Raw genomic sequence first — 22,981 nt, forward strand, 5'->3', positions numbered from 1 at the left:
TCAAAAATATAGTGACCGTTCTATCTATAATGAGGAATTAAGAACGGCAAGTAAACCAGTTTTATTTTTTTACCTTGAAAGTATAATGACCGTTCTATCTAATAAAAGGAGTGAATTATCATGTGGAAAATCGTTTTGCCCGGCATCGCTATGATCGGTGTCACCTATGCGTTCGCCAGATACAGTTTCGGCTTGTTCTTGCCGGAAATCAGCAGCGCCTTAAATTTATCTGAAAGCCAGTCGGGATTGATCGGTTCGGTGGCGTATGCCGCCTATACACTGGCCTTGGTGACAGCGGCTATCTTCATCCATAAAATGAGCGCCCGTCACGTCGTGTTGTATTCAGGGGCCACCGCCTTTATCGGTATGCTCGGAATGGCGGCATCACAAGGCTTCTATACGCTCGCCATCAGCGCGTTTATCGCCGGGCTCGGCAGCGGCTGGGTATCGCCCGCCTTCAGCCAAGTCGTCGCACAATCGCTTGAGAGCCGCGAGCGTGATAGAGGCAATACGTGGATCAACACCGGCACGAGCGTCGGAGTCGTTGCCAGCGGTCCTGTCGCACTAGCATTCGCCGAACAGTGGCGCTGGGGCTACGTGCTGTTTGCTATCTTGGCGTTCTTGACGCTGTGGTGGAATGCACGCGCGATCGACCGTCCGGAAGAAGAACCGGAACAATCCACTGGCAGCCAGTTTAAACTGAGCATGCTCGGCCAAGTGCGTTTCATGATTATCGCCGCAATCGGCATCGGCTTCAGTTCCTCCATCTACTGGACCTTTTCGCGAAGCTATTTGACCGAAGTGCACGATTTCTCGGTACCGGAAAGCACCATCTTCTGGACCATCATGGGCGCTGCGGGCATCATCGGCGGCATCGCGGGAACCATCATTCAGCGTATCGGGCTCGGCTGGTCTTATCGCCTGGGCGTGTTGGTCGCGACCGCATCTCTCATCACACTGATGATTCCGCACGCTGCCGCCATCTACTTGTCCGCGATTCTGTTCGGCATCTCGTTCATTTTCATGACCGGCTTATTCATCGTCTGGGGCACACGCCACTTCCCGGATACGCCTTCTGTCGGCGTCAGCTTGTCGTTCTTCTCGCTCGGCGTCGGGCAATCGCTCGGGTCGATCGGAGCGGGCGCCTTGATCGATGGCATGTCTTATCCGATCGCCTTCCTGTCTTTCGCGGCGATTGGTTTGCTGTTTATCTTCATTAAAACAAATGCCCAGCCGGTTTCTACGCAGACGAGTAGCCCCCGTCCCTGTGCAGCACACAATTCCCACACAATTCGTTCCGACGAATAAAACAACAAAGACACATCCGCTAGCTTTGATAGCGGATGTGTCTTTAATTGTGTGTTGCACAGGGACGCTTCTCCACCGGATCCCTTTTAACACAGCTAACTTGACGCTCGAATTGTGTCTTGCACAGGGACATCAAAACTCCTCATGCGTAGCCGGGTCCATATCAAACAACCGGCCATCCGGGCGGGACAACTCCGAAATCGCCGCCATTTCGCTGTCGCTTAATTCAAAATCGAAAATGGCCAGGTTTTCGCGCTGGCGCTCAGGCGATGTGGAACGCGGAATCGACACCGAGCCGATTTGGTATTGCCAGCGCAGCACGACTTGCGCGATGGTTTTGTGATGGGCTTCGGCAATTTGGCTGATGGTATCATTCGACAGGATATCCTTCGCTCTGGCGATTGGGCTCCACGACTGCGTTTGGATATTGAGGTCCGCATGCACTTTTCGCTGGTGCGCCTGGTTGAAAAACGGATGCAATTCCACTTGGTTCACACTCGGCGTCACTCCAGTTTCTTTGATGATGCGATCCAAATGCTCAGGCAGGAAATTGCTGACGCCGATTGAGCGGACGAGTCCCCATTTCTGTGCATCGATCAAGGCTTGCCACGCTTCTACGTACGTATCTTGATTCGGCAACGGCCAGTGAATCAAATACAGGTCGAAATAATCCAATTGCGCACGGAATAGCGATTCCTGAATCGCCACCAAAGCTTTTTCGTATGTGTGATAGCGCCCCGGCAGTTTGGACGTCACCCACAGCTCCTCTCGTGGAATGCCGCTGCGCCGAATGCCTTCGCCGACCGCGCCTTCGTTTTCGTAGTTATACGCCGTATCGATTAAACGGTATCCCGCATTGATGCCGCTGCTGACGGCGTTCGCTCCGGCATTTCCCCACAGTCCGTATGTACCGAGCCCTGTCACCGGCAAAGTCGTGCCGTCATTTAATGTCACTTCTGGAATTGCTTTCACCATTTACTTCCACTCCTCTCAAGTCTGTTTTCAGATTACTCTTACATCTTCACGAATTCAAATCATTCGGCTTTCGAAATTTCTCAGGCGAATAAAAAGAGATCCGCTCCATTGTCGAGTGGAGCGGATCCCAAATTGTGTGGTGCACAGGGGCGTTGCGTCAGACAAACGCCGCTATCTCAAGGTTCTTACCCGGAGAATTGTGTGGTGCACAGGGACATCACCTACTACTTCTTCTTCCCTTTCCCTTTCTCCACCACTTCAGCCTCTACACTCACCGCATCATAAATCGAATTCGCAATGAAACGGTAGCTATATTCGGTATGGGCACGAAATGCGAGAGAGTTAGCAAACAAATTAAACGTCGTCTCTCCCTGCTCCGCCGTGATGGCCATCGTTTGGCCTTGTGCTTGTTCATAGCCAGGCCACCAGCCGGCGAGGTAGAAATCGTCGCTGTTCTGGAAGCTTGCGAGCACTTCGGCGTCTTCAGGTACGCTTGAAATCCATGAACCGGTCGTGACGTAGAGATTTTCTTCTTGCTCGTATCCGGCAGTCAGCGGATGCTCCGCGACATCTGCTTTCACGAGTCCCTCGTGTCTGCTTGCTGTGCTCGTATACGCAAATCCTGGAAGCAAGCCGCTCTTGCTCACGGCGTTCAGTGCAGGTGCACCAATCCCGACAAAGGTTTTGCCGGTGACTTGTGCAGCGTTAAATGAACCGCCATCGCTAACGATAACATCCGCTGCCGCAGCGTCCGTCAGTTTAAAGCCCAGCTGGCGCAACGAGAAGTTCAACTGTGCAGATCCGGTTGCCGCAACGCTCGGCTGTTCAAGTACTTCGGTTTCGGCATTTTTGCCATTGCCGAACACTTGTGTTTCAAAATAATAATCATCAGCATACGGACGAAGATCGTTCGTTGCGACGACAAAATCTCCAGCCTCCGCTTTGCCTTTGCTTTCCGTCAGCACTTCCACTGTTTTGCCGTCAGCGAGCAACGCGTTGACGACACGGATTGCATCGTTCGTGGAGTTCTCGAGAATCTGTTTCGGCGGGTTTCCTTTTACGGTGCTTGTCGGAATGACCGCTTCTTCTAGTTCTTGTGTCTTGCCATCGAACAAACCTTCACTGCGCACTTCTTCCAAATCAAAGCCTCTCAAATCAGAGAAGTTAACGACGATCGGGTCATACATCGCGTCCCAATCGGAGACGTCATCGCCTTCATAAAGCATGGCGTTCGCCAAACCGCGTTTCGCCTGGTCCATCGGCACGATGAATGTACCTTTTGGATAATTAACACCGTCCGCTTTTACCGGTTTCACGGTCTTTTCCACTTCCACGCCGTTGCGGATCAAATAATCTGCCATCTCATATGCTTCCAACGCATTCTTCTGGTTTTTGTCATCTGTCGGAATCACGTAATAATCTGGGAAAAAGTTTTCATTGTCCCCGCGAATCCGGCCGATCACTTCACCTGCCGCGTTGACATAATATTCATCTACAGCACGGTTTTCTTCGCCGTCCACACCGCGCTTGAAAATCTCCAATTGCTCTTTATACAATTGGTCTTTATTATCGTGCACATAATTCGCTGCGCCAAGCCCGCTGCCAACGAGCGCATTATAGCCGTCCTGGCCGAGCTTCGGCACTTCGATCGTATGGCCGAGCGCGCCGTGGAGCATCGCATAAATCGCGGTGTACGCTGGCGTCATATCATCCCAGCCCGAACCATAGCCGTCTTTGGCAATGAAATAAGACGTCAGCTCGGAATTCGCGATGCCTGCCTGCCCCATCGCATTCGCTTGATCCATCATATTATCGATCAATAAATCGTATTCAAAGTTCGGGTTATGCGGCGGTGTTGCCGGTTCGATCAAGAACCCATCCACATAACCGTGGAAATCCACAAACGATAGCGGCGTCCATTTCGACAGCACTTCATTCACTTGCTGCGTTTCCACTTGCGTCTGGTACGCATTGTCGCGGTTCAAGTCAAAGCCCTCCGCGTTCGCGCGCGTGTTGGCCACTCTGCCGTCTGGGTTGCTCGTGAACATATAAAGGAAAATCGCATCGTCCAGCACTTCGTCCACGTTCAAGTTTTCTTCAAATTCCGTTTCACCGTCTGTATTCATGAATTTCACTTCATCTTCCAAAGCGAATTTCTCCAATAGTTCTACTTGCACATCCACGCCTTCGACTTCGTCCGGGTGGATATTTTGAACCAGATCGGCACTTGGTAATCGCCCATCGTATCGTTCTCGAGTTTTTCAATCAAGCTTTCCGGATCTTCGAGTGCAGTCGGCAAGGTTTCGTTCAAATACTGATCGACCGCTGCCTCATCTCGTGCCAAAATGACGAAATGAATGTCGCGCCCTTCCACCGTTTTGCCGACGGTCTGATACTCCAGGTAGCGATCGTTGTCCGTATCTTGTTCAGCGGCTTCGAAAATGTCATCGATCGCCGGTTTTAATTCATCGTAAAACTTAAACTGATCGTAAACATTCAATTCGACGGTCGCTGCCGCTTTTTCGCCGCTTGCCGAATCAACTAGCGCCAGTTCATAATCTCCAATAAATTGCTGGTACTGCGTGCGGATCGTCCGGTTGGACAAATCATCCGTCCCGTACAATAAACCGAATTCCAGTACGGCTGTGATTTTGTTCGTGCCTTCCACAAAAGAAGGCTCTTCCACGACTGTGATGAACGGGTCGCCGTTATAGCTCTGGCCTTCTGTCCATTGCTGCCATTCAGAAAGTGGTTTTCCGCCAAACTGGAATTCGACATCTTCCAAATCGACCCCTTCGCCTAAATCAGCCGTTACTTCGACGGTGCGCGCTTCAGTCAACGAAAAGACCGAACGGCTCACTTCAAGCGCCGTCGCTTGCTCGGTCGCGCTAGCCCCCGTTTCATTTGCGGCCATTGCCGGCACAAACGCTGACAACACCAGCACTACCGAAAGCCATCCGGCAAAAACTTTTTTCATCCACATAACATCCCTTCACCTTGAAATTTTTATTATCAGCTCTTAATATAACAGAATATTTCGTAATCCGAAGTAGGCAAAAGGATTAATTCTTAAAAATAGGACTTTATTCCAGTTATTGAAATATTGCTTTAGCGATGCCGAATTGTGTGATGCACAGGGACGTCGCTACACACAAACCCTATCACCACAAGGTTCTCACCTGGAGAATTGTGTCGTGCACAGGGATACGAATCAAAACTTTATGCAAAATTAGGAATTCATGTACAATTAAAGAAAGTACATCAAACTAGTGAGGAGCCTACATATGGAAACAAGCACATTCAAATTGATCGAAGCCACCATTGAAGATATCCAACAAGCATTCCGCGAACAAAAACTGACGTCCGTCGAATTGGTCCAATCCTTTCTTGACCGGATCGAAGCACTCGATCAAAACGGGCCGAAAATCAATTCCGTCCGCGCCATCAATCCAGACGCGTTGGCAATCGCAGCCGAGCTGGACGAACAACGCGGCCAGGACGGCCAAGGCCCGCTCTACGGCATTCCCGTGTTACTAAAAGACAATATCGAAACGAAAGACCCGATGCCGACCACTGCCGGTACCATTGCACTTGAACACAATTTCGCGAAAGTCGATGCTTTCGTGGCGAAGCAATTGCGCGATGCCGGCGCCATCATCCTCGGCAAAGTAAATTTGAGTGAATGGGCGTATTTCATGTCGCAAGACGGCCCGAGCGGCTATAGCTCACTTGCCGGCCAAGTGAAAAATCCGTACGGCATCGATATCTTCGAACCTGAAGACGTCGGCGGCTCGAGTTCTGGAACGGGTGCTGCGATCGCATCGAATTTCGCGGTGGTCGGTGTCGGCACTGAAACCTCGGGGTCGATCCTTAGCCCATCAAGCGCCAACTCCATCGTCGGCATCAAGCCGACCGTCGGGCTCATCAGCCGCTCGCGCATCATCCCGATCGCTGAAAGCCAAGATACCGCTGGACCGATGGCGCGCACTGTGGCGGACGCCGCAATCTTGCTCGGCGCGATGACCGGCGTCGACGAACAGGACCCGGCGACACTGGGGAGCGCCGCATGCTCACTCACCGATTACACGCCGCATCTCAAAACAGACGGCTTAAAAGGCGCACGCATCGGGGTCGACCTATGGTTTTTGAACAACGAAGCACCGGAAGAACGCGCCATCATGGACGCAGCAATCGAGAAAATCAAAGAACTCGGTGCCACCGTCGTCGAATTGGCGATTCCCCAGCAGGAGTTCGAGTCGGACGTATTGTGGTATGAATTCAAGCGCGGCGTCAACGACTACCTTGCGACTACACCTGAAGACGTGCCGGTCAAATCGCTCGCGGATGTCATCGCCTTCAACAAGCAAGACCCTGAGCGCCGCATGAAATTCGGCCAGGCGGAACTGGAGAAAGCGCAAAGCTTAAGCGACGATCCAAACGATGCAACATACTTGGAGCATCGCGAAATCGACTGGCGTTCTTCCACGACTGAAGGCATCGATCTTGTCATGAAAGAACATCAACTCGACGCATTGTTATTCCAAAACAACCGCGGCGCAGCGAAACCAGCACGAGCGGGGTATCCATCCATTACGGTACCGGCTGGTTACACGAAAGACGGCCACCCGGTTGGCGTAACGTTCAGCGCCCAGGCATTCAGCGAAGCGCGTTTGATTGAACTGGCTTATTCTTACGAGCAAGCAACGCAGAAACGGATCGCACCAGATTTGAAATCGTACTAAACTTCATAGACACGAAAAAACACCCTCTACTAAAACGCCAGCATACAAATGCCGGGCGCTCAGCAGAGGGTGTTTTCATTGGCATTAGCTTTGAATCTACAAACGCAGCCAGTGCTTCATAATGGGTATTAAAGCTATATTTTCTTATAAAATCATTTCTTCTCGCGTTAGAGGTATCTTTAACGAAACGATTCAGCTGCCGCCATCAGTCGGAGGCGGCCAGTCACCGAGGAATTTCCGCGCAAACACCACTTGTCCCGCATGATATGTGTTATGCAAGACGATTGTCTGCAGGCAGTCAGCCCGGGTCTCTTCCTTTCCTTCCACCACTTTTTCCGACAAGTCTCTCCCCGCCTGCTGTTCGGCTTTTTGGATCCCTTGCAGGAAATGCGCCACAGCTGAATTCCATTCGTCTTCACTCTCAGGCGACGGTATAGCCGGCCAGGATTCTTCATCCGCATTCTGGCTTGTGGATATTTTGCCAGTTAACCGATCCAGCATGTAATCTTGCCAATAATTCATATGAAACAATAACTCCCAAACCGTATGGGGGAACCCCGCCGGTTTCTTTCCTGCCTGCTGCCAATCCACACCATTAAAAACAATTGCCGTATCGACGTTTGCGTCTTTTCCATGCAAGCCGTTCTGGAAAAATTGCCTGTTCAACAAACTCCCCCTTGCCGAAGTATCTAAAACTGTCTTTCCTTATCCTTACCTGCCTCAGCCCTCATGAAAACATTGTGTTTTTGAAAGCATCAATGGCTTCAAATGAATAGAAAAAAGAAGACTCTTCTCACGGTTTACTCGAACGCGAGAAAGTCTTCTTTTAAAAATAGCCTAATTCCTTGAGCTCCTCATAAATGATCCAGGAATACTTTTTTCTTCCCTCACTGTTTAAATGGTCGGAGTCGATAAAATAGTCTTTATTGTCCGCGAATCGTGGATCGTTCATATGGTTTAGAAAAGGGACATCTGTTTCCAAAGTATCTAAGTACTGAAAAACATACTTGTCCATCTTTGCTTTATCGAAATATGTTTCGTACGTCTGATGCACCGGCTCCATCGTCATTACTGCTTGGTAGCCGTTCTCCTGACAATAATCCAGCAGTTCTTTTAATTGCTCCAAATTTTGTTCGAAGTAATTTTCTTCTTCTGCTGCTCTGTACAACTCTTCCACATAATCGTACTTTCTGGCCGCATAGTTTTTTCCGTCATTTGCCCAGGATTGATGGGAATCCCATTTGAGTTCTTTCATTTCACTCGACAGCGCAGAAGTAAAACTTTCGCTTTGTGTCCCAGGAAAGTACAAGTATCTGTAATAATCCGTTAACCGAAACGGCTCAATTTGGGAATGGTCCAGAATTTCATAATAATTTTCTACGTTCTCAATTTCAGCATTTGCGAACGTGATTTGCGAAATCGATATAAGGACGACACCATCCGGTTTCAGGTACTTGCCATACTCTTTCAGCAATTTGAAATCGTATTGAATTGTCTGGGAAGGCAGTGCCAAGTCCAGATGAGTCAGCCCCGTCGGCTTAAAATAATACCCATACATGGAATGAGACGCACCCAGATTGATGATGTCAACCGGATGCGGATCTTTCTTGAACGCCAATATGTCCTCATTGATATTGTAACTCCGGGAATGCTTCACAAGATTATTGGCGGGTATAAACACGAGCAAAGCCACAGTCATGATAATTGCTAATTTAATGAATAAACGTTTCACGGCAAATCCTCTCGATACAGTAGTTCTTTTTCAATTTATGGATTGGCTCGCAAGCCGAATTTCTATATACATGCGATCGATAGAGTCGTTTTAAAATGAATAAGGGAATACAGACTCCAAACGGGCTGGCCACTTGGTGCTTTGTGGCGCGGCTGGATCAGAATCCGCCGTACACGAACCCTTGGCCTGTAGCACCGAATATAAGGACAGAGACAACGATCAACACATATACGGCATAGCGGGTGAATATGGATTGGCTCGCAAGCCGAATTTCTATATACATGCGATCGATAGAGTCGTTTTAAAATGAATAAGGGAATACAGACTCCAAACGGGCTGGCCACTTGGTGCTTTGTGGCGTGGCTGGATCAGAATCCGCCGTACACGAACCCTTGGCCTGTAGCACCGAATATAAGGACAGAGACAACGATCAACACATATACGGCATAGCGGGTGAACGCCGGGCGTTGCGACAGCCAGTCCCAGGTCGAAGTGTTTTTTCTCTCGATATAGTGGAACAATTGAACAATAACAAAGAAGAAACTGAAGATCATTAAATCCAGCAACGAGAACAGTTGAAGCGCATCGATCAGTCCAGCTGGCCTCCACGAGTATGGCGTCAGGAAAAGCTGTGCATTTTCAAATGCTTCGGCCACGCTATTCGAGCGGAAGAAAACCCGGGAAAAGCAAACCAGCAAGAATGTGATGGCGATTTTTACCCATTTATGCAAGGACGGACTCTGATCCAGCCGCGTAAACGACGCCATTTTCCCGCGAACATGCTTTGTATGATCTCCAAAAACACGGTAGAATCCATGAATCAAGCCCCACAATACAAAAGTCCAAGCGGCTCCGTGCCAAATGCCGCTTACTAAAAAAGTAATCACAATGACCAGGTAAATTTCACTTCTCTTCTTTTTCCCTTTGCTTAGGGGGATAAAGATATAGTCGCGAAGCCATGTGGAAAGCGTAATATGCCATCTATTCCAGAAATCCCCGATCGAAACGGCAAAATGCGGCTGCTTAAAGTTTTCCGTCAATTTGATTCCCAAAATTCGTGCACAGCCGATAGCGATGTCACTGAGTGCCGAAAAATCGGCGTATAATTGGATCGAAAACAGGATCGTCGCCAGCACAATTTCGGAACCGGTCGCATCAGGACTGTTGTAAACACTGGCAACAATCGGCGCCAGCCGATCCGCAATCAAGGTTTTCTTAAAAAATCCCCAAGCGATCCGCTTCATTCCATAGCTTAGATTTTCATATTTCAATGTCTGTTCCACTTTGAATTGGGGAAGCAATTTCTTGGCGCGTTCAATCGGGCCTGCCACCAATTGCGGGAAAAAGGCAAAATAGATGGAGAAATAACCGTAATGCCGTTCCGCCTTGAGCTTTCCTTTATAGATGTCCACCAGGTAACTGACGGCCTGGAAAGTATAGAAAGAAATAGCTATTGGCATCACGATTTCCTGATAAGGGACGCCATAATTCCAATTCATGTAGATGGCAATGGCCCGGACCGAGTCATTGACGAAATTAAAATATTTAAACCATCCGAGAATAAACAATAATACGCAAATGCCGGCCAGCATGACCCGTTTCTTCTGCTGTTTGGTCTCCTGTTTTTCAATGATAATTCCCGTCACATAAGAGAACGCCGTGCTTGCAAGCAACAGCAGGACAAAATAGCTATTCAAACTCGCGTAAAAACTGTAACTGGCTGCCAGTAAAAGAATCCACCGCCAACGATGCGGGATGGAATAATAAGTGAAAACAATTACGGCAAAAAATAAGAGAAACTCAATTGAGATAAACGTCATCCAATCACCTGATCAAAATAAACTTAAGATTTTTCATAAACGAGAGACACAAGTGCCTTGAATACACCCTGTTTCCGCCTTTAAAATGGTGTCCCATGCATCCTCTCCTGTGACGGGTCAGGTGATCATCCTTCAGGCAACTCGGCATAAAGTATTTTCCCAAACTGGTTACGCGGGATTTCCTGAATCTTCGTCACCTCAACGCCCTTTAAGTTTAATTTTTCCTTTATTATTTTTTTAATTTGAACACGGTCTTCCTTTAATGTGTACACATGCATTCGGTCATCTTTCCCACTGCAGATGCAGTCATGGCCATGCTCGCTTAGAAGCGCTTCCACTTCATCCAGGCTGATACGGTTTCCGGCAACTTTAATGATCCGTTTGATGCGCCCGGTTATATAGAAATACCCGTCCTCGTCCACATAAGCCAGATCGCCTGTGTGCAGCACGCCGCCATTGTCATCTGTTTTCGAAAGATCCGCTAGCGACTCCGCATACCCTAACGAAACATTCGCCCCTTTATAGACCAACTCGCCGTTTACATGGGGCGCTGTAATCTTGTTGCCCTCTTCATCTTGGAGCATCAGTTCTCCACCCGGGATGGCAATTCCGATGCTTCCGGCTTTGGCCTGGTTTTTTTCATAAGGTACATAACTCATCCGTGCCGTCGCTTCCGTTTGGCCGTACATGGTGAAAAAACGTATCCCTTTTTCATTGCATACTTCCGCAAACTTGGACGCCAACTCCGGGTTTAATTTCCCGCCTGCTTGCGTCAATGTTTTTAAACTTGGCAGATCAAACGCTTCAAACTTCAGCCGATCAAGCATCTCGTAGACGAACGGAACGCCCCCAAAAGTGGTGGCGAGTTGCTCTTTGCACAAATCCCAGAATTCTTTTTTCAAGATGGAGGCATCCGTTGCAATGACCGTCGCCCCTCTGATGAAATGGCTATTGATGATCGACAGGCCGTAAGAATAATTCATCGGCAGCGTGGTGATCGGTTTATCGTCTGGCTCGATGTCAAGATACTCCGCTATCGATTCAGCGTTGTTGAAAATATTTCCATAACTCAAACGGACAAATTTGGGGCTGCCGGTACTTCCGGAAGTAGTCAAAAGCAGCGCAAGATGTTCATCAAGCTCCTGTTGGAAACTTTCCGGATTTTTGAATAAAGCATAATCCCCATACACAAACGAATGATCCATTGCGTTGGAGAGGTGCTGGTTTTCACTCTCCGCCCATATGTATGCAGGCTTATAAAGGGCAATCAGCCTTTGCAGCCGCTCGGCCTGGATAGAGGCATCCAACAGGACCGGCACAACACCGCCTCGAATAAAGCCCACGTAGCCAAATAAAGACTCTTTATTATTTGAACACAAACAAAAAACGAGCGTTCTTTCCCCTACTTGAGCGCAGATCGCATCAGCAATTTCCGCCATTTCGGCATAAGAATATTCCCGTTCCGCATATATAGCTGAACGGTTCCCGAACTGCTCGATTTTTTTGAAGCTATTCATTGGCGAAGTCTACTCCTAAGCGGGTCAATAAATCGATTCCGGTTTGATAAGAATCGAATTCAGTCATCACATCCGCATCTATTGAAACATCAAAAGCCTCTTCCAACGTAGAAATCAGAATCATATGGCCAAGTGAATCCCATTCGCTTGACTCGCCCAACGCTAACTCTTCCAAGGTCTCATTTTCGTCCAATTCCAACGCTTCTATAAATGCATTTCTATATTTTTCGATATTTTTCATTGTTTACTTCCTTTCACTCGTTAGTATCACTTGCCTATGCAGGAAGCTTTTGTTTGTTTTTAGGTATACCCTCGACATCGCAATGGCGACTTGCATATACAGCTACTGTCTTTCGCTCTTCCTGAAAATACACTACAAACCTCTAATTGAAAATGATTATCACAGTCAATTATAAATATGCAAGGAGAAATGTCAATGGAAAATCTGAGTTAAAGATTCGGAGAGGGTCGGAATCCCACTTTTTTACGCACGAAATCGAGGCCTCATTATGTGAAAAATTAGAGGTCACATGGGCAGTCATTCCGTGAAGTACACACAATCGAATTCCTGCATTCCTATAAGCAAGCCACTCGAAAACGTAACACACCAAATTTAGAATCTCACTGGATTTGATGTATAAAAAATATCCTCTACCGAGCGAGCGGCATTTGCCGTTACTCCGGTAGAGGGTGGTTTTCGGTACTATTCATTTCTCCTGAATTGTGTCTTGCACAGGGGCATCACGTTACACAAAATCCTCTACAGCAAGGTTCTTATCCGCAGAATTGTGTGGTGCACAGGGACCGCGGCACATACGCATACGCCTTATCATCTTCTGTCACTTCAACCAACACTTCAGAAGGTACCTCTTGCTCCGAAGCTTGTTGCTCATTAATCTTCACAGGCGCCAGTTCTTTCAAGCTTTCCAAGTTGCGGTACTTTAAGGATTTCAGGCCGAAGTTAATCTTCACTTTATAGTTTTCTTCGATGCTTTTCACTTTCTCTTCAATGCTTTGGATCAATGCATGATTCTCCGCTACGATCTCGGCCAAAGTTTGCGATTTCACGTCGGCTTCCCCGTAATTCCGGATGGTCCGCAGATACGGCTCGTAGCATTCCTGGATAAACTGCACATTCAACAACAGTAATTCCTGCTTGGCGTTAAAGCGCCTGATGAGTTGCTCGTACTCCTTTTTCACCGGGCCTTCTCCCCATTTCCGCAACGTTTCGTGCTCTTTCAAACCTTCGACACTCGCGACGATTGCTTTCAAATCTTTCGTCAGCACTTTCAAATCCTGCAGCGTCGCCGTGTAAAAGCCTTCGATTTCCGCGTCTTCCACGCCGCCGAGTGTGACACCGTTTCTCCGGAAGCGTTCGATGACTTCCTTGAAATAGCCGAAGCGCGCGTCAATCTTCCCTGCAAAATCGTGTTCGCGGTGTTGGATGAGCGTCTCGAGTTTTTTCTCCATGCTCTTTAAGGAACTTTGGATTTCCATGAGTTGCTGCTGGCCGACCACCGTCGTCAACAGGCTCATGCTGGCATGGGCCAAGAGCCCAGGGTTCACTCGTCTCACCAAGACCGCTTGCTCGTATATCCCTTTCACGCCATCTTTTTTCACCGCCGGCATATAGCCCTTTCCGTTGACCCTCTCAATGAGCGTCATGCTCTTATCCTTCAAGCCTTTCACCACTTCCGGGCTGAACTGCACGCGAAACGTCCGGCTTTGATGGAAAATCATCGCTCCGTCTTTCAAGGCCTCCGCGATAACAGGAATCATATTAGCAGGGATCTCGATCTGCCTGTAGCCGCTCTTAACGAGTTCCGCGTCTTCCACTTCCGTCACGACCGGGTTCAAATGGCTGTCGTCGTCTTCCGGCTCGGGTTCCTCAACTTCTATCTCTTCTTCCACACTTTCACTAGGTGTTTCTTCTATTTGAACAGGTACTTCTTTATTTTTCCTGAAATAAATAAAGACGCCCACTAATATCACTACGATTGCCGCAATCAAGAGATAAATATATTCCATTAACTATGCCTCATTTCTTTGGTATTTCATATTTTACTAAAGAAATTGCCATAAAGGATAGAAAGAAGCTTTCGAGTCTCCTTAAGACTGTTCACCAGCTGAAATAAAGTTATGGCTGTTTACATGATGAATAGTTAACTCCATGTGAAAAGACAGAATCCATCCATTTCGTTTCTGCAGACTGATTCTGCTGAATTCTTTTTGGTGAATTTCAAAAAGAGCCTGTGGAATCATCAAGTAAGCAACACCTTTTATATCATTAAAAAATAGTACCTTTTTGATGATTTAATAGAAATAAAGGTGTACAATACAGCTATATTTTAGTAGAACAATCCTGTCGCAGCACCTCCTCATAACAGCGAGCCAACCAGTTTCATATGCGCTGAACACCTTTTCCGCCACCCACGAAGTGCGGAACATTACATAACCTACGAAATCCTGTTCCTTTTCACCACATTAATTTTAAAAGGAGGGTACGCATATGAAACTTCAGTCGCTCGTGTTGCTCGCGTTTGTGTTCGCCGTCTTGATTACCATTTTCGCAGTGGTCAATGTGGACACCGTGCCTGTCAATTTCGTTTTCGGCACTGCGGATTGGCCACTTATCCTGGTCATCCTGGTTTCTGCTTTGATGGGATTCCTGTTAAGCGGGTCGGTAGCGCTTGCCAAAATCTACTCTTTGCAGAAGGACAAAAAAGCTGCACAAAAAGGCAAGCCCGTTAAACCGAAGAAAAATGCCTCTGCTTCTTAATTTTTTATCGCTGGCCAATAGGATCCTTTAAAAAATTCTGAACCGAGGCAAAAGAGATAGGCATTTGGAACAGGCCGATCACACTAGGCACAGCCCTCCTTTTTGAAGGAGGACTGTTTTTTTTAGCAATAACACCAAATTGAACAGACAAAAACCGTATCCGCTAAGCATTTAGCTTGCCGGATACGGCCTTTTCTTTGCGTTATTGTTGCTGAGCGTGATTTCGTCTATGCGGTTTCTTTCGTTGACTCCTCTGGAATGATCAAGTTCAATGCGATCGCCACAAAACAGGCGATGGTGATGCCGGACCCACCGAATAATAACTTGATAACTTCCGGAAACCCATTCATCGCATCGGGTACTTGACTTAAGCCGATCCCAAAGACCAAAGACAAGCCAATGATAATCTTGGCTCTTTCATTTAAAGGCTCGGAAGTCAATATCGCGATACCCGTTAAGGTAATTTGAGAAAAGATAATGACCGTGGCCCCGCCAATGACGGCTGGCGGCATGGTCGAAATCAATGCGCCAACCTTAGGAATGAGTCCAGCCAAGATTAAGAACCCGGCGCCAACAGCTACGACATAACGGCTCATGACTTTGGTAAATGCGATCATCCCTACATTTTGGCTAAAAGACGTGTTGGGCAGCGAGTTGAAAATCGCTCCCAGAGAAGACGTAAAACCATTAGCTATAACGGAACCGGAAAGCTCCTTTTCTGTCGGTTCTCTCCCGGCTCCCCCAGTCGTCATGGCGGTCACATCTCCAACAGTCTCAACAGATGTCACGATAAACATAATCATCATAGGGAGGATGGCTCCCCAGTAAAATTCTATTGGAAAATAAAACGGTTGCGGAACGGAAAACCAGCTCGCTTCTCTCATGGCCGTAAATTCGACCATCCCCAGTGGCAAAGCCACCAAATATCCAATAATAATGCCAATTAAAATAGAGGAAGTTTTCGCCATTCCCGTTGCATATCGATTGAGAAACAGCACAATGGCCAATACCAGTAAAGCCACTAGCCAGTTTTTAGCTGAGCCAAAACTTTCGGACCCACTGCCTCCAGCCATCGAGACAATACCTGTCGGCAACAAAGACAAACCGATCGTCAGAACAACTGTACCGGTGACGATTTTCGGAAAGAATCGCCTTACTTTCTTGATGAAGAATCCTAAAGCGCCGCCAAACAAACCGCCGATCAAGCTGGCGCCCAATAATCCGCCTATGCCGTAGGAACTGGCGATGACGAGATTGGTCGGCAGAAATCCGAAACTTGTCCCCATCACGACCGGCAGCCGTGCCCCGACCATCCATATTGGGTAACATTGGATGATCGTCGCAATCCCAGCCATCACCATGGCACTTTGAATTAAGATCGTTAAATCCGCTCCGGTGATGCCGACCGCACCCGCAATGATAATCGGGACCGCCACGTTTCCTAAAAACATCGCAAAGATATGCTGCAGCCCTAAAGGAATTGCTTCTTTTAATGGCGGGACCCCATCCACATCGTATTTACTCGTATTCTTCACCTTTGTGTCTGCTTCAACTGTTTCCTTCATAAAACACCTCTTTTCAATTTTATTCAGTTATTAATCCACCTTATCATCTTCGATAAATAGGACTCTGCGCTCCATGCGAACGCTTTCCGCGGACGAAGCGCTGAACCCGCGGAAAGCGCAGCTGTTTTGCGGAATGTCGACTCACTAGTCAGCCTATATATTTGTATGTTATTCGATCTCCAATATTTTCTTCACTGCATAATCTGCGCCTCTTTCTCTTGAGACGTTTCGCCAATAGCGTAAATTGTCTTTGGAGGTCTCTTCTAGCTCAGTCAATGCTTTTGCTAATTCTACTTGGCTGAAATTATTCGGATCCAGCACGCGTCCTAAATTATGCTTTTCAATATCATAAGCAATATTAAACTGATCGCTGGAGAATGGCAGGATGACCATCTCTTTCCCGTGGTACATCGCTTCTGTCAAGGTATTGCATCCACCGTGAAAGAGGACGGTGTCTACATATTGCATAAGCGCTACTTGAGGAATAAAACCTTCGATGATTGTATTGTGCGAGCTATATTTTTTAAGTTCCTCCGCATGGCTGCCTGCCGAAACGATCAACAGCGCGTCAGGATGACTTTCTCTGGCCGACAGGATGAGTTTTTCCAGCACGTCTTTTCTGTTCGATAAAAAAGTCCCTAAACTGATCATGATTTTCTTTTCGTTGGTTGCTATTCGTTTCATCCACTCTTCATCTAAGGCAACCGCCTCGAATGAATTCCCTATGAATAATTCCTTTGGGTTCTCGTCAGTTTCTTCAATGTTGTTGAAATCAAAATAGTTGTAGATCACCGCGATTTCAGAAACTAAGCTAAACGCATTGCTGATTTTTTTAACCGACTTATTTTCACTGATAATGTTGTTGAAGACTTCCGTAAATTCCCGTTGTGTTTGGGTGGAAACTTGCTTTAACATCCTCAAATCTTCTTCCTCGACCGTGATCGCCTCAGGCCAGCTTTTCGGCACATTAAAATACCGTCCATCTCTTGGAATGGTATTCGGATGAGGCGGACAAAATGTCACAAAAGGCAACCCTAAAGAATACAAGCTAAGCGTAACCGAGTACGACAATATATCGACCACATAGAGATCGACATCCATGGAATCATCTATGAACTTGATCTTGTCGATCAGCTCTTGCGGATTATAAAGCATATCGGCCTTTCGGTGGCGGGACTGTGTGATCAGTGTTTCGGCTGCCCCTTTTTTGGTCGATTCAAAAAATTCTTCCAATCTTAGTCTCTCCGTATCCGGTTGTAATGCGTGTTCACCTTTCCCTGTATTTTTATTTGAATTAATATCTATTTCGTAAAAGTTCAAATTCTCCTTCAAGATTTTGTCCTTAAATTCGATACTGCAGCCAACTGTCACTTCTGCACCATGATCTTGAAAACTTTTGGCTAACACGAGTAACGGGTTAAAATGCGAATAAAAAGGTGGGCTGATCACAAAGATTTTTTTATACTTCATTTTCATTTTCTCCTTTTACAGACACGTAAAATGATGCAAACTCATTGGAGATGTTTTGAATCGAAAAGTTTTCTTCTACTGTTTTTTTTCCTGCAGCTTGGATTTTTCGAACTGCCTCTTGATCGACCGCAGAATCATACAGATGGCTTTCCGTTTCTTTCGCAATCGTTTCCCAGTTGCTCGTGTCGATCAAAAATCCATTTTCGCCGTTCTTCATATAACTTTTCACTCCGCCTTTGATCGGGCCCAGGGTTAGGAATCCGATCGACATCGCTTCTAAAATAGCGATGCCAAACTCTTCTTTGACACTGGAGCACAGATAGATATGGGGATAGTCAAAGTCTTTCTTAATGATCTTCCGTTCAAGCGATCGTATATCCAAATTTGACATGGCCCCTTTATGGATGAACCTGCCTTTGAACTCGGGATGCTGTTGTAAGAAATCCTCGAAAAACTCCATCACCATTTCTTCTTCTTTACTCGGCCGCTCTAAGTCTCCACCGATGATGAGCAGATTATGGGTGTCCGAAAGCTTGGAGTTTGCCCACGCTTTTAACAGTTCCATCTGCCCTTTTAACACGGCCAATCTCCCGACGTTTAAGATAACAGGTTTTTCAAAGAAACCTTCATTTGCTTCACTCCATTCAATTTGGCGATTTGAATGGGCAGCGACGTCTTCTACATCAATTGGCTGGCCTGTTTGGATGCCTTCGCCGATCATTTTGATTTTCCCGTTTACATCGTCATCTTTAAATTGGGGGAAATAGACCGCAAGTTCCGTTTTCACGTCTCCATTCCCGATGCCGACGATTCCATCGCTTGTGTGGATTAATTCGTCCCCTATTTTGATCTTGTTCAGTTTTTCAATAAGCTCGTTAAACTCAAGTTCTTTTATCTGCCCCGATCCTTCAAACATGTTGCGGTGCGGGTCTGGCGTTAGGGTAAAGACCAGTTTGCTATTTAATTCTTTAGATAGATGGGCAACCGCTTTAGACGCGTTGTCCAAAAAACGGATATGGAAGACATCGGGCTGTATGTTTGAGCGTTTTAAATAATTGGCTATCTGCCGTTTGATAAACAACTCTCTTTTGATGAACTTGTCTGATCGAGATTGATCCAAATAGATCGGCAACCGGATAAATACGTGTTTATCGCCATGGAAGCTAATAAAGGGCTTAGTTGATTCTTGAGTGATTGTAATCGTAAACACATAAGAGATCCGATCATCTTTCGATACCTCTTCACCCAAAGATTTTAATAAGACGGCTAAGCCTCCATTGTTCCCTTTCCCGCTATCTTCAAAATCCCCATAAAACATCGACTGCAAAATGGAAACGCCTTGCTTGTCGAAATTAAAATCTGTTTTGAGAAAATCCATATAGCTATCCACAAACACTTTATTATTCTCAGTTCTTATACTGTTCTTCACAAAGGATTGATCAACAGCTTCTGTTGGATACAAATTCATTAATACATTGATTCCCTGTATCTTTATGCTCTCCGGGTAATCCGAGGCCAATAATTTGTAGATAGCATCTTTAAATCCCTGTTTGTTAAAACGATCGATATAGTCCAGTACGATAGAAACGATCTCTAAATCCACTTCGTATTTCTCGAGCATCACTAAGATGTCGTTATCACTTAACATATCCAAATCACATTCAATGCAAAGGTCCAAAACATGATAAAGCTTTTGGCTATCGGATTGTTGGTCTGCCAGTACGTCTTTTATTTTTCTCTCCACTAGTTGCTTGTTGTCATCATTGAATAAATGTAAAACCACATCTACGATAAAGCGGTCTGTCGTTAGATGCTCTCCCAAAAACGAGAATAATGCATCTATTTCCTTTTCACCTAGCTGCTTGTTCAGCTCCAGTTGCTTGATCGTTCGAATTTGCTCGACCACTCTTTGTTCATCGGAGTTTATCGCTTTGCTGTTATTTAAGTACTCATCTAAAAATTGGAGAGGATAATTATAATTACTTTCATTGTCATAAACACGATTTCTGAACTCAATAAACTTGTTCATTTTTCATCCCCCGATGCTTTCAGTAGATTAGTTTCTTCCTATTCTATACCACAGGAGGTGATACTATATACTCAGACGCGTCTTCATTCTTTTTAATAAAACGATCGATGCCAATTAATGCCAAAAATATTGAAGCAATTAGGGGCAAATATACTTCATTCCCTATACAAAATTTCTTTTTACTGCCTAGTTAACTAACCCATTAGACGTAAAGGATACAGCATACTTTCCCTCACTCTTTCAGGCCGTTTGTTGAGTGCGGGACTATAAAAAAACACCTGCCGGATTGATTCAGCAAGTGTGAAAATCTATTATGTGTTTGAAGAAAAGCTATTGCAGTTCCGTCATATGACTGGCTTGCTCATCAATTATGAACGGCCGTGATCTCTTCCATTAACCCGACCCAGTCGTCTCTCTTGAAATCATACAGCTCCAGCTCGGTTTTTCTCAAAACCATATATTAGTGTTTCTGGAACTGCCATCTTGAGCTACGATAGCTGAAACCAAAACCTTTTTTGTCCGTATATTTTATATAATACATGTAAAGATACCGTTCGGAATGAGAGCCAGATATTTTGACTGAAGCGATAAAGAAATGAACTGGAAAGTAAATGAATTTTTAAAGCTGCTCCTGTAGAAGTGATATTTATAAAAAACGACAACAAGACATTTTAAGGTGCTGGCTTGGAACGGCTAGTCTTGTATGTTGAATAATGTTTTTCATTAAGTTTTTTAGGAAGTGATATGTTGATTTTCAATAAAGTAGTTGGAAAGATTGTCGGATTTTTTTTCATAGCTATGGGTTATTTATTTTTTAATCATTCAATAATAGCTGATGACATCCTACTTATTTTTATTATAGAGATATGGATAGGTTATTTTTTAACCTTTATTGGAGCTGGTTTTCTTCTTAATGAAATATTTGAACGAAACAAAGTAGCTGCATTTATATACACAAAAATTTTATCTATCCCTGCTATTGGTTTTATTTATTTTCATTATATTAGTGCACCTATATTAACAATTCTAATGTTTCTAGGTATATACCTTATACCCTCTGTCTTGTTTCTCAGTTTTAAAGAAGCTCACCCTATTTTCATGCAGTATAGTCAAGGAATTGTTTATATTCTAAGCTTATTATCGGTTCTTTTCTTCGCATATAAAAGCAATAATATAATGAAGTTCATCATTTTGACTTTTGAGACAAAATTATTTAAGAACTCTCTAATCAAATATACAAATAAAGACTTCACAAGGATACTTACTTATATTTTTATGATATTTATTTATATTTCCTATAATTTCCTTTCTTTTTCCAATGTTAACTTTACTTTATTCCCTACTCAAATGATGAATGTTATTAAAGAAGTTTTTGTTACCTTCGTAGCTATTGATTCTTTAATGCACATTTATTTAAGCGAACAACAAAAGACTAAAGAATTTTTGAATAATAATTGAAAGAGCGAACTATATCCATCAATATACTCGAACAAATCCACTATTTCACATCTTCAGTAATGGAGTGCACGCAAATTGAAGAAAGTCGCAAATTCATTTAGTTACTTCTATATATAGATCTAATAAATTAATTTCGAGAAAAATAAACTTTCGCACAAAGGAGTCTTTTCAATGACCATCAATCCAGTGATATTAATACAAATCCAGTGGGAAGGTTCATATAAACTATCAGAGCTCTCTAAGCTTATGAACGAAGATATAGATTACGGGATCTATCAGGTATACGGAAGACATCCTGTTTACGGAAACGATGTTCTGCTATATATAGGTAAAGCAGATTATCAAACTTTAGGCAAAAGAATATCACAAGAAGATTGGCTTTATACTAATGATTCAAATAATCACAAAATTTACATAGGAAGACTCCATGGAACTCAACCTTTAACTGAAGATATATGGTCTACTTATATCGACTTAGCTGAGCGACTGCTTATTTACACTCATAAGCCTGCGTATAATTCCAAGAGCATTGCATCTTTTCCTGATAAAGAGATACAAGATATACATGTCTTAAATTGGGGTCATTACAGGGCATTACTTCCTGAAGTATCAGGTTTAAGATGGACCAGTAAATTAGATGTGGAAGAAAACGAAGTCTTTAAATATGGGGATATTACAGTTTCTTCAGAATAAGAAATGGTTTCCCTTTTTCCATTTATCATATTAATAACTACATGAATTTATTATAGAATATTACTTTGAAGTTAGTTCCGGAATGCTTCCTAATATCTCGGCAGGATCTTTCGAAATTCGTTTTACAATGAAACATCAGTTTACAAGAAAAAACTAGAATGAAGCGGGTGTATGGAATGGCTAAAATACCAGGTAAGCTAATAGTTAATGGCGCTAAAAAACATGGTCCTAAAGCAGTTGAATTTGTAAAAGAGAACAAAGATAATATTATAAAATTTGCCCCTCTTGTTGGCGCAGCCGCAGCAAAAATAAAGATAGCTTACGATAATGGAAAGAATAATCCAGCTGAAAAAGAGCATTATAGGAAAAAAAGATATTCTGAATTTAAAAATAGTATACTAGCTACGTTATCCGACCAAAACAGACTACAACTGAGTAACTATAAAAATGAAATCGAGTCTTTCATTACACAAATTGAAAATGAAGAAAAAGAAGAACTAGTACTCAAAAAACCGCTCCATTCTAAACGGAGAGACGATTGGGAAAAGATATTGCTTCAAATCGAAGATAAAATAAAAATAATGGATTATCAAGAGTATCTACTTCTATTTAATAGCCCCACTACTATCAGCAACTATTTTGAGGGCTATGACCGAAAACTTAATGCGTACAAAAAGTTAATTAAGGAAGATAACTTAAAGGAAATTCATAAGTTTGTCTCAAAGAACACAGGGAAATCTATACAATCCATTGAAAGAGACTTTGTATAGGCGTTTCCTTTATAAACGTGTTATGAACATGTTCCCATGGAGTGGCAAAACTTGGGATACTTCCGCCTTCTGTATAAAAAAGAACACCGATTCCAAGAACGTTGCATACTTGGGATTGGTGTT

At 44.7% G+C, this 22,981-nt stretch carries 18 protein-coding genes; 6 read left to right on the top strand and 12 right to left on the bottom strand.

The features are described 5' to 3' along the window. The first annotated feature begins 120 nt into the window (after positions 1 to 120). The gene (locus KTG14_RS10400; protein ID WP_216970881.1) at positions 121 to 1,308 is read left to right on the top strand and encodes an MFS transporter; all 1,188 of its coding nucleotides are present in this window, start codon (positions 121 to 123) and stop codon (positions 1,306 to 1,308) included. A gap of 132 nt (positions 1,309 to 1,440) precedes the next feature. On the opposite strand, the gene KTG14_RS10405 is transcribed toward KTG14_RS10400, so the two are convergent. The 3 genes from KTG14_RS10405 to KTG14_RS10415 form a co-directional block, all read right to left on the bottom strand. After that, a complete protein-coding gene (locus KTG14_RS10405; protein ID WP_216970882.1) occupies positions 1,441 to 2,283 on the bottom strand; it encodes an aldo/keto reductase in 843 nt (280 codons plus the stop codon). A gap of 224 nt (positions 2,284 to 2,507) precedes the next feature. Continuing rightward, positions 2,508 to 4,466, bottom strand: a complete 1,959-nt coding sequence (locus KTG14_RS10410) for a M14 family metallopeptidase (protein WP_216970883.1) — start codon at positions 4,464 to 4,466, stop codon at positions 2,508 to 2,510. Continuing rightward, complete coding sequence (locus KTG14_RS10415; RefSeq protein ID WP_216970884.1) at positions 4,451 to 5,260, bottom strand: hypothetical protein; 810 nt, start codon at positions 5,258 to 5,260, stop codon at positions 4,451 to 4,453. The genes KTG14_RS10410 and KTG14_RS10415 overlap by 16 nt, the downstream gene beginning before the upstream one ends. Before the next feature lie 307 nt (positions 5,261 to 5,567). On the opposite strand from KTG14_RS10415, the gene KTG14_RS10420 reads away from it, so the two are divergent. Beyond that, a complete protein-coding gene (locus tag KTG14_RS10420) occupies positions 5,568 to 7,025 on the top strand; it encodes an amidase family protein (protein ID WP_216970885.1) in 1,458 nt (485 codons plus the stop codon). A gap of 192 nt (positions 7,026 to 7,217) precedes the next feature. Here the strand turns inward: KTG14_RS10420 and KTG14_RS10425 are convergent, their stop codons facing one another. From KTG14_RS10425 to KTG14_RS10450, 6 genes are all read right to left on the bottom strand, one after another. After that, positions 7,218 to 7,691 carry a DinB family protein gene (locus tag KTG14_RS10425; protein ID WP_216970886.1) on the bottom strand — a complete coding sequence of 158 codons (474 nt, stop codon included), beginning with the start codon at positions 7,689 to 7,691 and terminating at the stop codon, positions 7,218 to 7,220. Positions 7,692 to 7,851: 160 nt separating this feature from the next. Then, a complete protein-coding gene (locus KTG14_RS10430) occupies positions 7,852 to 8,757 on the bottom strand; it encodes a hypothetical protein (protein WP_216970887.1) in 906 nt (301 codons plus the stop codon). Positions 8,758 to 9,125: 368 nt separating this feature from the next. Next, complete coding sequence (locus KTG14_RS10435; protein WP_254178103.1) at positions 9,126 to 10,577, bottom strand: MBOAT family O-acyltransferase; 1,452 nt, start codon at positions 10,575 to 10,577, stop codon at positions 9,126 to 9,128. Between the two features lie 125 nt (positions 10,578 to 10,702). Continuing rightward, entirely contained in the window at positions 10,703 to 12,094 is a 1,392-nt protein-coding gene (locus KTG14_RS10440) for an AMP-binding protein (protein WP_216970888.1), read from the bottom strand. Continuing rightward, the gene (locus KTG14_RS10445; protein ID WP_216970889.1) at positions 12,087 to 12,335 is read right to left on the bottom strand and encodes an acyl carrier protein; all 249 of its coding nucleotides are present in this window, start codon (positions 12,333 to 12,335) and stop codon (positions 12,087 to 12,089) included. The genes KTG14_RS10440 and KTG14_RS10445 overlap by 8 nt, the downstream gene beginning before the upstream one ends. Before the next feature lie 533 nt (positions 12,336 to 12,868). Further along, entirely contained in the window at positions 12,869 to 14,122 is a 1,254-nt protein-coding gene (locus tag KTG14_RS10450) for a DUF1572 domain-containing protein (protein WP_216970890.1), read from the bottom strand. A gap of 481 nt (positions 14,123 to 14,603) precedes the next feature. Between KTG14_RS10450 and KTG14_RS10455 the strand changes: the two genes are divergently transcribed. Then, positions 14,604 to 14,873, top strand: coding sequence for a LapA family protein (locus KTG14_RS10455; protein WP_216970891.1), 270 nt, complete (start codon positions 14,604 to 14,606; stop codon positions 14,871 to 14,873). A gap of 227 nt (positions 14,874 to 15,100) precedes the next feature. Here KTG14_RS10455 and KTG14_RS10460 read toward each other — a convergent pair whose 3' ends face one another. The 3 genes from KTG14_RS10460 to KTG14_RS10470 form a co-directional block, all read right to left on the bottom strand. Continuing rightward, the gene (locus KTG14_RS10460; protein ID WP_216970892.1) at positions 15,101 to 16,438 is read right to left on the bottom strand and encodes a uracil-xanthine permease family protein; all 1,338 of its coding nucleotides are present in this window, start codon (positions 16,436 to 16,438) and stop codon (positions 15,101 to 15,103) included. A 168-nt stretch (positions 16,439 to 16,606) separates the two neighbouring features. Beyond that, the gene (locus tag KTG14_RS10465) at positions 16,607 to 17,908 is read right to left on the bottom strand and encodes a glycosyltransferase (protein ID WP_216970893.1); all 1,302 of its coding nucleotides are present in this window, start codon (positions 17,906 to 17,908) and stop codon (positions 16,607 to 16,609) included. Continuing rightward, positions 17,898 to 19,937 (bottom strand): glycosyltransferase family 4 protein, encoded by a 2,040-nt coding sequence (locus tag KTG14_RS10470; RefSeq protein WP_216970894.1) that lies wholly within the window; start codon positions 19,935 to 19,937, stop codon positions 17,898 to 17,900. The genes KTG14_RS10465 and KTG14_RS10470 overlap by 11 nt, the downstream gene beginning before the upstream one ends. Before the next feature lie 747 nt (positions 19,938 to 20,684). Here KTG14_RS10470 and KTG14_RS10475 point away from each other — a divergent pair. The 3 genes from KTG14_RS10475 (at position 20,685) to KTG14_RS10485 (ending at position 22,858) form a co-directional block, all read left to right on the top strand. Then, positions 20,685 to 21,395 carry a hypothetical protein gene (locus KTG14_RS10475; RefSeq protein WP_216970895.1) on the top strand — a complete coding sequence of 237 codons (711 nt, stop codon included), beginning with the start codon at positions 20,685 to 20,687 and terminating at the stop codon, positions 21,393 to 21,395. Between the two features lie 171 nt (positions 21,396 to 21,566). Beyond that, positions 21,567 to 22,088 (top strand): hypothetical protein, encoded by a 522-nt coding sequence (locus tag KTG14_RS10480; protein WP_216970896.1) that lies wholly within the window; start codon positions 21,567 to 21,569, stop codon positions 22,086 to 22,088. Between the two features lie 176 nt (positions 22,089 to 22,264). Further along, positions 22,265 to 22,858, top strand: coding sequence for a hypothetical protein (locus KTG14_RS10485; protein ID WP_216970897.1), 594 nt, complete (start codon positions 22,265 to 22,267; stop codon positions 22,856 to 22,858). The last annotated feature ends 123 nt before the right edge of the window (positions 22,859 to 22,981 follow it).

The organism is Planococcus sp. CP5-4_YE, assembly GCF_019042655.1.
Taxonomy (GTDB): Bacteria; Bacillota; Bacilli; order Bacillales_A; family Planococcaceae; genus Planococcus.

What these genes read in the sequence shown, in the direction of transcription:
- KTG14_RS10420 (WP_216970885.1), top strand. Translation starts at nt 5,568, where the DNA reads ATGGAAACAAGCACATTCAAATTGATCGAAGCCACCATTGAAGATATC.
- KTG14_RS10480 (WP_216970896.1), top strand. Translation starts at nt 21,567, where the DNA reads ATGACCATCAATCCAGTGATATTAATACAAATCCAGTGGGAAGGTTCA.
- KTG14_RS10470 (WP_216970894.1), bottom strand. Translation starts at nt 19,937, where the DNA reads ATGAACAAGTTTATTGAGTTCAGAAATCGTGTTTATGACAATGAAAGT.
- KTG14_RS10400 (WP_216970881.1), top strand. Translation starts at nt 121, where the DNA reads ATGTGGAAAATCGTTTTGCCCGGCATCGCTATGATCGGTGTCACCTAT.
- KTG14_RS10450 (WP_216970890.1), bottom strand. Translation starts at nt 14,122, where the DNA reads ATGGAATATATTTATCTCTTGATTGCGGCAATCGTAGTGATATTAGTG.
- KTG14_RS10435 (WP_254178103.1), bottom strand. Translation starts at nt 10,577, where the DNA reads ATGACGTTTATCTCAATTGAGTTTCTCTTATTTTTTGCCGTAATTGTT.
- KTG14_RS10455 (WP_216970891.1), top strand. Translation starts at nt 14,604, where the DNA reads ATGAAACTTCAGTCGCTCGTGTTGCTCGCGTTTGTGTTCGCCGTCTTG.
- KTG14_RS10485 (WP_216970897.1), top strand. Translation starts at nt 22,265, where the DNA reads ATGGCTAAAATACCAGGTAAGCTAATAGTTAATGGCGCTAAAAAACAT.
- KTG14_RS10405 (WP_216970882.1), bottom strand. Translation starts at nt 2,283, where the DNA reads ATGGTGAAAGCAATTCCAGAAGTGACATTAAATGACGGCACGACTTTG.
- KTG14_RS10415 (WP_216970884.1), bottom strand. Translation starts at nt 5,260, where the DNA reads ATGAAAAAAGTTTTTGCCGGATGGCTTTCGGTAGTGCTGGTGTTGTCA.
- KTG14_RS10460 (WP_216970892.1), bottom strand. Translation starts at nt 16,438, where the DNA reads ATGAAGGAAACAGTTGAAGCAGACACAAAGGTGAAGAATACGAGTAAA.
- KTG14_RS10465 (WP_216970893.1), bottom strand. Translation starts at nt 17,908, where the DNA reads ATGAAGTATAAAAAAATCTTTGTGATCAGCCCACCTTTTTATTCGCAT.
- KTG14_RS10440 (WP_216970888.1), bottom strand. Translation starts at nt 12,094, where the DNA reads ATGAATAGCTTCAAAAAAATCGAGCAGTTCGGGAACCGTTCAGCTATA.
- KTG14_RS10445 (WP_216970889.1), bottom strand. Translation starts at nt 12,335, where the DNA reads ATGAAAAATATCGAAAAATATAGAAATGCATTTATAGAAGCGTTGGAA.